This window comes from Methylocystis sp. ATCC 49242, assembly GCF_000188155.2.
GTDB lineage: Bacteria > Pseudomonadota > Alphaproteobacteria > Rhizobiales > Beijerinckiaceae > Methylocystis.
In genome coordinates this window covers 480,620-493,456 of record NZ_KE124774.1, presented here as the reverse complement: position 1 = coordinate 493,456, position 12,837 = coordinate 480,620, and the positions used below count along the sequence as shown (strand labels likewise).

The following is a 12,837-nucleotide window of genomic DNA, read 5'->3' as shown; positions in this document are numbered from 1 at the left end:
CGCTCAGAACCGGAAATAGATGAACGGCTTGAAGGGATCGGCAAGCCCTTTCGCCAAGGCCGCGACGAAGAGGAGCGCGAGCGCGCTGTTGGACGCAAACGCGAAACGCCGCGCGGCGCCCGCCCAGTCGAAACCTTCAAAACTGAGCGCGATGCGCTGCGCCACGCAAACGCCCGTAGCGATCACCGCCATCACGACATATTCGGGGGGAATTGCGACGACGGACGGCGTCCATGGCCGCGACATCAGCGAGAGGAAGGCGTCCGCCTGTTCGAGCGAAGTGGCCCGAAAGAGCGTCCATCCCACCATGACAACAAGCATGGTGATGATATTGGAGAGCCAGTCGGGCAAACCCCGGAGGCGCTCGACGAGAAACAGGCGGTCGAGCACGAGAAAGACGCCATTGTACGCGCCCCACAGGACATAGGTCCATGCGGCGCCGTGCCAGACGCCGGAGGCAAGGAAACAGACCCACAGATTGAAATAGGTGCGCGCCTCTCCCTGCCGGTTTCCGCCAAGCGGAAAATAGAGATATTCGCGTATCCAGCTCGTCAGCGACATATGCCAGCGCCGCCAGAAATCCGTGATGCTGGTGGCGATGTAGGGCATGTTGAAGTTTTCGAGCAGACGAAAACCGAACATGCGCGCGAGGCCGATCGCCATGTCGGAGTAGCCGGAGAAATCGAAATAGATTTGCAGGGTGAAGAATATCACGCCCGCCCATGCGTCCACGAAACCGAGCGTCGCCGCGTCGCGCGCGAAGATGAGATCGGCGCCGCTCGCCATTGTGTCGGCGATCAGCAGCTTCTTCACCACGCCGAGCATGAAGCGCGAGAAGCCGGTGACGAAATCGTCGACATCCGCATGCGGGCACTCCTCGAGTTGCCGCGCGATGTCGTGATATTTGATGATCGGCCCTGCCAGAAGCTTCGGAAAGAAGAACACATAAAGCGCGTAAAGCAGCGGCCCGCGCGCCGGCGCCGTGACGCCGCGATAGACATCTACGAGATAGGTAATTTTTTCGAAGACGATGAAGCTGACGCCGATCGGCAATGCGATCTGCGGGATATTGACGCCCGGCATCGTCAGGGCGCGCAGCAGCGCATCGAGATTGAGCGCGAGAAAGCCCGTATATTTGTAATAGACGAGGATCGCCAGATTCGAGATGACTCCAAGCGCGAGCCAGCGCCGCCGCGCCTCACCGTCGGCCGCGTCGTCCCTGCCCTCGAGATAACGTGAAAGTCCGATCCGGCGCGCGACGAAGAGATCGAGCGCGATCGACGCGAAGACGACGAAGATGAAGGTCGGCTCGCTCCAGCCATAGAAGACCACGCTCGCGAGAAGCAGGATAAGCGCGCGCCTGCCGCGCTCGGCGCCGAAGAAAAGGTAGAGGAGATAGACCGCCGGCGCGAAGAGAAACAGGAACAGCGGCTCGTAAAAAAGCATTCCTCCGACCCTGTTCGTGTCGCAACTGCGCGCGGCCGCTTCTAACAAAAGCGCCGAACGCCGGCAAGAAACCAGGCCGAATGGCGCCCGGCCGCGCTATGCGCCCTCAGTGTCGGTCCGAGGACAAGTTGAATCGAATGAATCGGTTATGATTCAATGATGCGGCCTGATTCTCGAAGGGGCCGCCGATGTGGACGAATGAAAATCGTGCGCGATACGATCGCAGCAAATTGCGCTACCCGAGCGACGTGACCGACTCGGAATGGACGCTCGTCGAACCGCTGATCCCACCTGCGAAGCGGGGTGGAGGGAAACGCACGGTCGAGATGCGCGCGGTTGTGAACGGCTTGATGTATGTGCTCTCGACCGGCTGTCAGTGGCGCGCGATCCCGAAGGATTTGCCGCCCAAGAGCACGGTTTACGGCTATTTCGATCTTTGGACATATGATGGGACGCTCGATCGCATCCACCATGCTCTCTACGTGAAATGCCGCGAAGCGGCGGGGCGCGAGGCCAGCCCGACCGCCGCCGTTATCGACAGCCAGAGCGTGAAAGGCGCAGAAAAAGGGGGCGTCGCATCGATCCGCATGGCTACGATGCAGGAAAGAAGATCAAGGGCAAGAAGCGGCATATTCTCGTCGATACGATAGGCCTGCTGCTTCACGCGCTCGTTCATCCTGCCGGCATCCAGGATCGCGACGGCGGCGTTCTCGTCCTGCGCACGATGTTGGGAAAATTCCCGTTTCTGCAAAAACTGTTCGCGGATGGCGGCTATCAGGGCCCGCAATTCAGGGACGCGCAGAAGAAGGCCTTGCCCTTCGTCGTCACCGAGATCGTCAAGCGCTCGGATGCCGCCAAAGGTTTCGAGGTTTTGCCCCGACGCTGGGTCGTCGAAAGAACCTTTTCATGGCTTGGCCGCTGCCGAAGGCTGGCAAAGGACTTCGAAAACCTCAATTGCAAGGCGCTCGCGTTTCTGCACCTCGCTTCCATCCGCCTGATACTCAGAAGGCTCTGTAATCAAGAGTGAAGTTCACGGACAGACTCTCAGGTCTGCGATAGCCTCTGCGCGTCAGCAGGCCCTGCGCCGCCCATGGGAAGACGTAGTGCAGCGCGTAAATCACCTTCAGGAGGAATGGGGCGACGATCAGGCCTTTGTCGGCCCGCACGCCAGCGACGATCGCCGCGCCGGCGTCTTCGGGCGTCAGGAGCGGAATGAGCTTCGAGATCCCCGGCAGCCGCTCCCGGCTGCCCGGATTATGCGCCCAATAGGGCGAATCGATCGCTCCGCCTTCAAACAGACTTACCGTGATTCCGCTTCCATGAAGATCCGCGCGCAGGGCTTCGGTGAGACCGCGCATCGCCCAGCGCGCCGCGGTGTATGCCGTGGCCCCGGGCCACACGATTCGCGAAGCCGCGGAGCTGACATTGACGATATGGCCGCTCCCGCGCTGGCGCATGGCCGGTAGGAAAGCGCGAGTCACCCAGGCGGCCGCAAGATAGGGAACGGTTATCGCGGATTGAATTTCCCGCGGCGTGGACTCGTCGAGAAACTTCCATTGGCCGGCGCCGGCGTTGTTCACGAGAATATCCGGCGCGCCGATCTCTTCCAGAATACGGCGCGCGATCTCGGTTGTCCGATCGGGATCGGAGAGATCGACGGCGTAGACGTCGGCGCGGCCGCCATCGGCTGCAATGATGTCCGCAACCTTCCGCAAGGCCGCCTCGTTGCGCGCGACGAGGACGATCTGCCCCGCCCCGGCGGCGGCCATCGCCCGCGCCACCGCAGCGCCGACGCCGCTCGAAGCGCCCGTGACCAGAACGATCTTGCCCCGAATGTCCATCGCAAGGATCTCCTGCCAAATCAAAGGCTACAGCGGCTCTTTTCGGGACGCAAACGACACGCCGCGACCGCGGGCCTTCACGCGCCTTGCCTCTGCGCCCCTTCCGCCGTAACACCGGCGCCATGGCCGACGATTTCTCCCCCAGATCAGACTTCCTCCGCGTTCTCATGGAGCGCGGTTTCGTGCATCAATGCTCGGACTTCGCAGGGCTCGACGAAAAGGCGCTCGCCGGCGGGCTTCCGGCCTATATCGGCTTCGACTGCACCGCCCCATCGCTGCATGTCGGCTCTCTCCTGCCCATCATGATGCTCGCCTGGCTGCAGCGCACAGGCGGCAAGCCATTACCCCTCATGGGCGGCGGCACGACTCGCGTCGGCGACCCATCGGGCAAGGACGAGAGCCGGAAGCTTCTGACGATCGAGCAGATCGACGCCAACAAGGCCTCGATCCGGCGCGTCTTCGAGCGCTTCCTGACATTCGGCGACGGCGCGACCGACGCGCTGATGCTCGACAACGCAGAGTGGCTCGCTCCGCTCAACTACATCGAATTCCTGCGCGACGTGGGCCGGCATTTTTCGGTCAACCGCATGCTGACGATGGATTCGGTGAAGCTGCGGCTCGAGCGCGAGCATGAGCTGTCCTTCATCGAATTCAACTATATGTGTCTGCAGGCCTATGACTTCGTAGAGATCAACCGCCGCCATGGCGCGCTGCTGCAGATGGGCGGCTCCGACCAATGGGGCAATATCGTCACCGGCCTCGATCTCGGCCGCCGCATGGGAACGCCGCAGCTTTACGCCCTCACCTCGCCGCTTCTGACGACATCCTCGGGCGCCAAGATGGGCAAGACGGCGGCGGGCGCGGTCTGGCTCAACGCCGACATGCTCTCGCCCTATGATTACTGGCAATACTGGCGCAATACGGAAGACGCCGACGTCGCTCGCTTCCTCAAGCTCTTCACCTTCCTGCCCATGGAGGAGGTCGCCCGGCTCGCGGCGCTCGAGGGCGCCGAGATCAACGAGGCGAAGAAGACTCTCGCCACAGAGGCGACCGCGCTGATCCACGGCCGCGAGGCTGCGGAACAGGCGGCCGAAACCGCGCGCGCGACATTCGAGGAAGGCGCGCTGGCGCTGTCATTGCCGAAGGTCTGCGTTTCCGCCGAGGAAATCGCCGCCGGACTGGGGGTGCTGTCGGCCTTCGTGAAGGCCGGCCTCGTCGCCTCGACCGGCGAAGCGCGTCGCCAGATCAAGGGCGGCGGGTTGCGCGTCAACGATGTAGTCGTGACCGACGAGCGCGGGACGCTCAATGAAAAGGACTTCGAGACGGACGGCGTCGCCAAGCTGTCGCTTGGCAAGAAAAAGCATGTTCTTCTTGAAAAAGACGGATGATTTGAGAGGACTCTGAGACGTTTTGCGTCCGAGTACTAGAATTGGAGTGTTGTTTCGAGAATTGAATACACGCCGCTTCCTGCAAACTCACGGGCGTAACCTACGGTGTAATTGAGATGGATATTCCCTATATTTAGCCCGCTCAGATGAGCGCCAAACATTGGCTGTCTTACGCCATCTGTCATGCTAAGGGCTACGTGAGGGCCAATGTAAGCATTCTCCGCCAGAGATCGTGGAAGAAGGTTCCGAAAAGGAACAAGCACTCCAGCCCTCGCCTCGAAGTAACCCCAATTATAAGCCGGCGTATATATAGCCCACCCTGAAATCATCGTCTGATCTGTTGGATAAAACTCTCCTTCAAGACTCCCGAGGACACCCAGACGGCTTACATTAAATGTCGCCGCGTCAACCGAGTGCCTTATCGTCGACGCTATCAAATTGGAGGAATTCGCCCAATCTTTGACAACAGCCATACCGACAAATCCACTGAGCTTCCCCCTGTCGTGTTGGTAGGTATAGCCAAACTGAAAGCCGCCAAAAGCGTTCATCCCGTAAAGTTTACCGACGGTTCCCATCAACGGCAGGATATCATTTTGCTCATATCCCGAGGCGGACAAGATTTCCGCTTCGCTTCCAGGAATATCAATTGCGTAACCGCCGACGGCTCCCATCACACGGGAGCGAAAACCGGACTCATCGAGAGAGGAATTCAGCGAAGCCGTCACGGTCAACCATTCGTACCAAGCCCGACGTGACGATCCGTAAAGCCAATTATAAATCTCGAGACGTGGCTTTGATTTCGGAGCTTCTGTCCGGCCATTAACCGGTCCCTGAAAAATATCGCTCGGAGACTGCGAAAACGCTGGCGGAATAGAAGTCAAAAGACCGATTGCCGGAAGAAATCTTGCAAGCATTCGGCTATGCGACGACATTTACTTCGAATGCTTCCTGCGGCACAAAGACGTCATCGTAACGACCCCCGCTCCTTAATTACGGCTAACGGAAACATTATTTATCGTCAAGCTGTTAGAGGCTCATTTCATCCGAACCTCCCCTTTCTCGGGAACAGCGAAGTTAGGTTAGTGCAGAACACGCAAACAGCCCAAAACTACCTCGTCTCCGGCATCCTCGCCGTCCCATCGAGCACGCCCATGATCTTGCGCATCAGCCCCGGCGCGATTGCCGAGAGCGGATTCACATTCACCACCGGCGACGACAGCGCGCCCGTCACGCGATAATTGAGCGCGAAAATCCCTTCATGCTGCCCGCCGGTGATGACGACACCGAGCACAGGGATGTTCGACAGAAGACTGTTGAGCGCGTAAGCCGGCACATAGGAGCCCGAGAGATCGATGCGGTCGCGCGGGAAGTCGATAAAGCCGTCGAATGTCAGGCCGATCTCGGGACCCGACATCACGCCCTCGCGCACTGACAGGCGGCCGCCCGCCCAGGAGAAGGCGGACTGCAGCCGACCGATGCGCACCAGTTCGGGATCGAACCGCATAACCCCGCGATCGTCCGCGCGCGCATTTCCGCCCTGCGCCATGAGCTGGCGCATGGTCGGCTCTCCCTTCACATAGAAGTCGCGAATGCGCAGCGTTCCGTCAGCGCGGTTCTGGCCGAGTTGCACGCTGGCGTTGAGCACGCCGCTATCCATCTTGCGATACACGTCGAGGAAGGACAGAAACGAACCGCCGTCATTCGTCGATATTTCGGCCTGTTGCGCATTGTTCTGGTTGCGGCCCAGCGAAACGGCCAATTGCTCCCGACCGAAATTGCCGGTCAGCGACAGACCTCGCAGCACGCCCTTGCGCCGTTCTATCTTCAGATCGACGTTGGAAAGAATCTGCTTGTTGTGACCGGTGACGATCGGCGACTTGAAGTCGACGTCGACTTCGTCGAAAGAACTCGTCGCCTTGGCGGCGGCGGCGCCACGCTCGCCGCCGGTTCGGATCATCGAAAGCAGCATCGGACGCGCGTCGAAATTCGAGCCACGCGCGACGATTTTTACCACTTCACCGCTGCGCTGGATATCGACGCGCATATCGTCGCCCGACGACAGCCGAAGCGGCGCGAGTTTCGCGGAGCGGAAAGCGCCGTCCCGGTTGAGTTCGATGACGCCTTGCGCCTGCGTCGGCCCCGCGTCGAAATCGAATTTCTCCAGCGCAACCCCCTCCCCGCGCTTCACGAGCATGAAGGAGGCTTTGGCGGGCTTGCCCGCGGGCTTCACCACTCCCGGAACGGGATTGTCGAAAGTCGTGCGTGTGAGGTCCAGTTCGATCTGGGTGTCGAGATCCTCGATGGGCAGAGGCGTTCGGATCGTCGCCGACACGGGGCCGCTGATCCCGGCGATCACATAGCCGGCGCGCTGGCGCGCCGCTTCGTCGAAGGTCAGCGTCACCTGAGCCTGCGCCGGCCCCTTCTCGCCAAAGGCGCGGCGCAGGTCGATCGTCGCGGGCGCGCCGAATATCCGGCCCGATCCGTTGACGCGCAGGCCTGCCCGGTCGGCGAATACACGTAGCGAGCCGCCCTCGAGCCTATCCTTGCCGATGATCCGGTCGATCATGAGATTGGAGGTCGTCGCGTCGATCTGGAACGTCGTGTGATCGTCGCGCGCATTGTCGCCGATCTCGAAATCCACCCGCACCCGCCCCTCGACCTGTCCCTTGAGCGCGCCGGGATCGATGGGCAGACTCGCATGTGACGATATGGCGGGCAGTCGCAGCAGATCGGCAGCCGATTCGACGCTTCCCGCCACATGAACCTCGACGACCGCTGGGGTCGGACGGATGGCGTTGTCGGCGACGGAAAAGCGCCCCTCCGACAGCGCAAGGCGACGCCCCGGCGCGGTTTCAAGCGCGCCGGAGCTCGCGGTGAACGACGCCGTCCGGCCGGTGACACGGAGGCGCCCGGAAATCCCCGTGAAGGGAGACAGCCCCGGCAGAACATCGACGACGGAAGCGTTGACGATCTCGCCTTCGGCCAGCACGGAGTCGTCCGGCGGCGGCCGCTCGTAACGCATGGCGGTCAACGCCGCATTGTCGAATTCGCCTGCGCATCTCGCGCGCTTCAGCATGCCTGTCGGCACATGATCGACGAACCAGGCGCGCACCGGCGGAGTGACATGCGTGGGCCACAGGCGCGCCAGCGCCCGGATTTGCGTGTCCTCGACATCGAGCTGATAGGCGACGCGCATCTCGTCGCGGAATGAAAGCGCGCCGGTAACGCCGACATTCACCTCCGGCCCCGAGAAAGCGAATTTGTCGATGAGAACGCGGCCCTGCCCGTTCATCAGCCGAGCCGCGAGCGAGCCTTTTTCGATCTTGACGATTTTCTCCCCGGCGCGCTCGGGCGCAACGACCGTCGGTCGATTGAGGCGCAGCGCAATTGTCCAGGCGTCGGCGCCGGGATCGGCGCCGGCGGGAACGTCGGCCGGCGCCGCCGCCTCGCCCGCAATCGACATGTCGAAGCCGCCCGCGGCGAACTCGATCGGCGACAGCACGACCTTGCGCCCCTCCTCGTCCCAGGAGGCAGTGAGCGCCAGCCGGTCGATCATCACTGGCTCGTGGTCCGGCTCCTCCAGCCGGAAAAATCCATGACCGACCTCCACATGGCCGGCGGCCTCGATTATGCGGTCGTCCGGCGACAGGGCGAAACCCAAATTGAGCGACATCGGCGCGTCGGTGTCGAATCGCGTGGTGCGGAAGCCGCCGATCAGCGCCGCTTCGTCGATCGAAAGATCATGCAATTGCGCCAGAAAATCACGGCGCTGCCCCGGCGCGCCCTTCGCCACCGCCGTCGCCGCCCAGCGGCGCGACGGCCCCGAGGCCGCGAGACTGAAGCGCATGCTGCTCACGCCCTTGTCGAGGCTGAGCGTCACGTCGTTGTATTGGATGACGCGATCCAGCGTGCGGTCGTCGATGACGAGGCGACCGTGAAGGACGCCGAGACGATCCAGCGCGCCGATCGGACTCGTGGGGCTCGTCGCAAGATCCATCAGGCCGCGCAAAGCTCCCGCAGCGGCGCGCAACAGCGCCACGCGCGCGGCGGGCGCCACGGCCGGCGAGGCGGCGTTCTCGGTCGGCGCGACCGCCGGTTTGGTCGTGGCGAGCGGGTCGGCGCCTGCAGAAACGGCGATAGCCCCATCGGCCTGGACCGAAAGACGCAGGTCGAGGTCCAGCACTTCGAGACGGCGCGGCTGTATGCGCCCGACAAGGAGCGAGGCGAGATCGAGCGAAAGCTCCGCCCGAGGAGCCGCGAGGATCGCACGGCCGTCGGTCTTGACCACGAGGCCGTCCACCGAAAGCGTCGGCCCGTGGTCCGTATTGGCGATTGCTGCGCCGGCGAGCTGAAAATCATATCGCCCACCCGCAAGCTCATCGAGCGATTCGACGATTTTCGGCGCGAGCCAGGAGAAGGTCAGCGGCCCGCGCGACAGGAGCAGGAAAAAGGCGCCGACGGAAACACACAGCAACAGCAACGCGCCGAGACCGAGGCCGGTTGCCACCCGCCGCAGCCGGCGCGAGGGAGCGCGCACGGCGAATCTCGGCATGCGCGCCAGCGCTCCTGCCTCATCCTCGCGGTCGTCGCGCTCAGTGCTGTCGGTCAAATATCCTCGCTCTCGGAGCCGTCGCAGTTGCAATGCTGCATCAGGCTCGACAGGGACGCCACTCCAAAAATCAGCCCTCGGCGTTCATGACGCGCGTAAGGGCTTGCTTGCTGGCGCCTACTCTGCATTCTTTGGTCCGAATTTAATGGCGGATGCGACGAAAGGAAGGCGCCATGGCGACGAAAACGGCAAGCTCGGCCGTAACAGGATTGAAAGAAGGCGACGCCGCCCCCCCGTTCGAGCTTCCAGGCGCGGGCGGCGAGACGCTGTCGCTCGCGGCGCTCAAGGGCAAGAAGGTCGCGCTCTATTTCTACCCAAAGGACGACACCTCCGGCTGCACCAAGGAGGCGATCGAATTCAACGCGCTGCTCGACAAATTCGGCAGGGCCAAGACGGCCGTCGTCGGCATGTCGCCGGATTCCGTAAAGAGCCACGACAAATTTCGGACGAAATACGAGCTAGAACTCCCGCTCGCCTCCGACGAGAGCAAGGAAATCCTCTCGGCCTATGGCGTGTGGGTCGAAAAAAGCATGTATGGCCGCAAATATATGGGCGTCGAACGCTCCACCTTCCTCATCGACGAGAAGGGCAAGATCGCGAAAATCTGGCGCAAGGTGAAGGCGCCCGGCCACGCGGAGGAAGTGCTGGAGGCGGCCAAGGCGCTGTAAAGCGCCGACCGCCCGAGCGGGAATCAGTCGTGCTCGTGCTCGGCCTTGGGCGCGGCGTCGGCCGGAGCTGATGTTCCGGCCGCTTTTTTGGCGATGATTTTCGCCATGTCGTCGGCCCCCTTCTTCGCCGCGGCAAGATCGGGCTTGACGCCCAGCGCGGCCTCGTAATCAGCCTTGGCGCGCTCGAACTCCTTCTTGCCGCGCCATGCGTTGGCGCGATTGACCAGGGCGCTCACATATTTGCCGTCGAGCTTCAGCGCCTGATCGAAATCCGCGATCGCCTTGTCATATTCGGCCTTGGCGTAGTAACAGGCGCCCCGCCCGTTATAGGCCTGCGCGTTTTTCGGCTCGCGCTTTATCGCCTGCGAGAAATCCTCAATTGCGCGATCATGCTCGCCCTTGGCGTGGTGATGGGCGCCGAGCGCCGTAAGCGGGGCGGCCGATTTCTTGTCAAGCTTCACGGCCTCTTCCAGGTCCGCCAGCATCTTTTCGGCGTCGCCCTTGGCGCGCCATGCCGAGGCGCGCGCCAGATATGCGGCGGCGTTCTTCTTGTCCGCCGCAATCGCCTGATCATAATCGGCGATGGCCTTGTCGAGGTCGCCTTTCGCATGGTGGACGGCGCCGCGCGCCAACATCACGGCGGCGGCCTTTGCGTCGACCTCCAGCGCCTTGCCGAAGTCCTCGATCGCATGTTCGTAGTCGCCCTTGGCCTGATAGGCGCTGGCGCGATTGACATAGGCGGCGAGCTGATTGTGCTTGGATTCCTTGGCGATTTCGCCAATGACCTGGGTGCAGCCCGCGATGCGCTCGTCAGCATTCGCCGAGCGACAAAGCTTCCAGCCGGCGCTGACGCCGCCTTTATGGGCGGCCATGGCCGGGGAACCGGCCGCAACAACCGTTGCGAAAAGGACGAAAAGCGAAAGAGGCCGCGTCGCCGGGCGGGCGGCGTTGAAAGTTTGAGCGGACATGCGCCGGAACAGCTCCCTGATGAAGAGTGGCTTGGCCATGCTACTCGTTTGGGCGCCGCCTGCAACATGAATTATCAGCCGTTTCAGGCAGGCGCACGGCTCCGGATGAGCTAGAATCGGGAGCCGATTCGCTTTTTCACGGAGTGCTTCATGATCGTCTCCACCACGAATGAAATTGCAGGCTACCGCGTTGTGCGCCATCTGGGTCTCGTTCGCGGCGTCACCGTTCGTTCCCGCTCCGTGGTGGGAAATTTCTTCGGCGGCATCCAGACGATCTTCGGCGGCAAACTGTCTGTCTACGTCAATCTCGCCGAGGCGACGCGGCAGGAAGCGTTCGACCACATGTGCGCGCATGCGGCCGACGCCGGCGCCAACGCCATCATCGGCATGCGCTACGACGCGAACGATATCATGGACGGCGTGACCGAAGTTCTGGCCTATGGAACCGCTGTGATTGTGGAACGTGCGTCAGTATGAAAGGTTTGGACTTCAGACTGATCGCAAAATCAACTAGAATTGGCTCATGAGCCTCTTGACAGCCACTGACGAGCTTGCGGCGGTCTGCGACCGCTTCTCCCGACATCCTTTCGTAACCGTCGACACGGAATTCCTCCGCGAGACCACCTTCTGGCCCAAGGTCTGCGTCATCCAGATCGCGTCGCCCGAGGAAGCCGTCGCGATCGACGCCCTGTCGGAAGGTATTGATCTTACGCCATTTTTCAGCCTGATGGCGAATGCGGACGTCGTCAAGGTGTTTCACGCCGCCCGCCAGGATCTCGAGATCATCTGGCGGCTCGCGCGCCTCATTCCCGCGCCGCTTTTCGACACGCAGGTGGCCGCGATGGTCTGCGGTTTCGGCGAACAGGCCTCCTATCTCGAGCTCGTCAAGGCGATCACCCGCGCGAATCTCGACAAGTCCTCGCGTTTCACCGACTGGTCGCGCCGTCCGCTGTCGGCGGCGCAGATCGACTATGCGATTGCAGACGTAACGCATTTGCGCGACATCTACACGACGCTGCGACAACGGCTGGAGCGCTCGAATCGCCTGGAATGGCTCGCCGACGAGATGCAGACGCTCACCTCGCCCGCGACCTATGAACAGCATCCGGAAAACGCCTGGGAGCGGCTGCGCCACCGCGCCCGCAAGCCACGCGACCTCGCCGTGCTGATGGAGCTCGCCGCCTGGCGCGAGAACGAGGCGCAGACGCGCGACGTCCCGCGCTCCCGCGTGCTCAAGGACGACATGCTGATCGAGATCGCGCAGGCCGCTCCCCGCACACAGGAAGCGCTCGCCAATCTGCGTTCCTTCCCCAAGGGCATGGAGCGCTCTCGTAACGGCGCGGAAATCGTCGCGGCCGTGGAACGCGGCCTCGCCCGTGATCCGGCGACGATGCCGCGCATCGAACGCGAACGCCGGGGCGCCAATGGCGCGACGGTCGAGCTGCTGAAGGTGCTCTTGCGGCAGGTGACCGAAGAAACCGGCGTCGCCGCAAAAATGATCGCCACTGTCGAGGACCTCGAAGCCATCGCCTCGGACGACAACGCCGACGTTCAGGCGCTGAAGGGCTGGCGGCGCGCGATCTTCGGCGAAAAAGCGCTGGAGCTCAAACGCGGCAGGCTTGCCCTCGCCGTGGAGAATGGCCGGGTCGTCACCTTCGACTGGCAGGAGTCGGAAGCTCACGCACAGGCGCCCGCCTCGGGTTGATTTTTCCCGGCGGCTCGCGGCGGAGCGCTGCGCCTTGCTGCGGGCTCGGGCCTCTTGCACGCCGATGGGACGCCGGCGACAAGACGAGCGCGGGGGGGTTCGCGCGCAGGCTCTCGTTTGGTCCGGGCAAGAGCGCGCGACTGATTACATTCCGGGGCGCTCTCCGCCCTTCAACTGCGAGTCTGCCGCAATTGCGGCGAGCGTCCGCAAGC

Annotated in this window: 9 protein-coding genes and 1 pseudogene; 5 read left to right on the top strand and 5 right to left on the bottom strand. The window is 62.6% G+C overall.

The features are described from left to right. Window positions 1-3 precede the first annotated feature (3 nt). A complete protein-coding gene (locus MET49242_RS04270; protein ID WP_036280935.1) occupies window positions 4-1,446 on the bottom strand; it encodes an MBOAT family protein in 1,443 nt (480 codons plus the stop codon). Window positions 1,447-1,634: 188 nt separating this feature from the next. On the opposite strand from MET49242_RS04270, the pseudogene MET49242_RS23910 reads away from it, so the two are divergent. Next, window positions 1,635-2,473 (top strand): annotated as a pseudogene (locus MET49242_RS23910) (IS5 family transposase). Here the strand turns inward: MET49242_RS23910 and MET49242_RS04255 are convergent. Beyond that, window positions 2,448-3,287, bottom strand: coding sequence for an SDR family oxidoreductase (locus MET49242_RS04255; RefSeq protein WP_084679293.1), 840 nt, complete (start codon window positions 3,285-3,287; stop codon window positions 2,448-2,450). The pseudogene MET49242_RS23910 and the gene MET49242_RS04255 overlap by 26 nt on opposite strands. Window positions 3,288-3,409: 122 nt before the next feature. Here MET49242_RS04255 and tyrS point away from each other — a divergent pair, with 122 nt between their 5' ends. Continuing rightward, complete coding sequence (tyrS, locus tag MET49242_RS04250) at window positions 3,410-4,675, top strand: tyrosine--tRNA ligase (RefSeq protein ID WP_036280931.1); 1,266 nt, start codon at window positions 3,410-3,412, stop codon at window positions 4,673-4,675. A 35-nt stretch (window positions 4,676-4,710) separates the two neighbouring features. Here tyrS and bcsS read toward each other — a convergent pair whose 3' ends face one another. Together bcsS and MET49242_RS04240 are read right to left on the bottom strand one after the other, a co-directional pair. Beyond that, window positions 4,711-5,607: a cellulose biosynthesis protein BcsS gene (gene bcsS, locus MET49242_RS04245; protein ID WP_144259460.1), complete on the bottom strand. Its 897-nt coding sequence runs from the start codon at window positions 5,605-5,607 to the stop codon at window positions 4,711-4,713. 176 nt (window positions 5,608-5,783) lie between these two features. Beyond that, window positions 5,784-9,284 (bottom strand): DUF3971 domain-containing protein, encoded by a 3,501-nt coding sequence (locus MET49242_RS04240; protein ID WP_244430692.1) that lies wholly within the window; start codon window positions 9,282-9,284, stop codon window positions 5,784-5,786. Window positions 9,285-9,457: 173 nt separating this feature from the next. On the opposite strand from MET49242_RS04240, the gene MET49242_RS04235 reads away from it, so the two are divergent. After that, window positions 9,458-9,952 carry a peroxiredoxin gene (locus MET49242_RS04235; RefSeq protein WP_051134449.1) on the top strand — a complete coding sequence of 165 codons (495 nt, stop codon included), beginning with the start codon at window positions 9,458-9,460 and terminating at the stop codon, window positions 9,950-9,952. Window positions 9,953-9,975: 23 nt separating this feature from the next. On the opposite strand, the gene MET49242_RS04230 is transcribed toward MET49242_RS04235, so the two are convergent. Then, a complete protein-coding gene (locus MET49242_RS04230; protein ID WP_036286865.1) occupies window positions 9,976-10,920 on the bottom strand; it encodes a lipopolysaccharide assembly protein LapB in 945 nt (314 codons plus the stop codon). Window positions 10,921-11,070: 150 nt separating this feature from the next. On the opposite strand from MET49242_RS04230, the gene MET49242_RS04225 reads away from it, so the two are divergent. Further along, entirely contained in the window at window positions 11,071-11,397 is a 327-nt protein-coding gene (locus MET49242_RS04225) for a YbjQ family protein (RefSeq protein WP_036280928.1), read from the top strand. 46 nt (window positions 11,398-11,443) lie between these two features. After that, entirely contained in the window at window positions 11,444-12,625 is a 1,182-nt protein-coding gene (gene rnd / locus MET49242_RS04220) for a ribonuclease D (RefSeq protein ID WP_036280926.1), read from the top strand. Window positions 12,626-12,837: the final 212 nt, after the last annotated feature.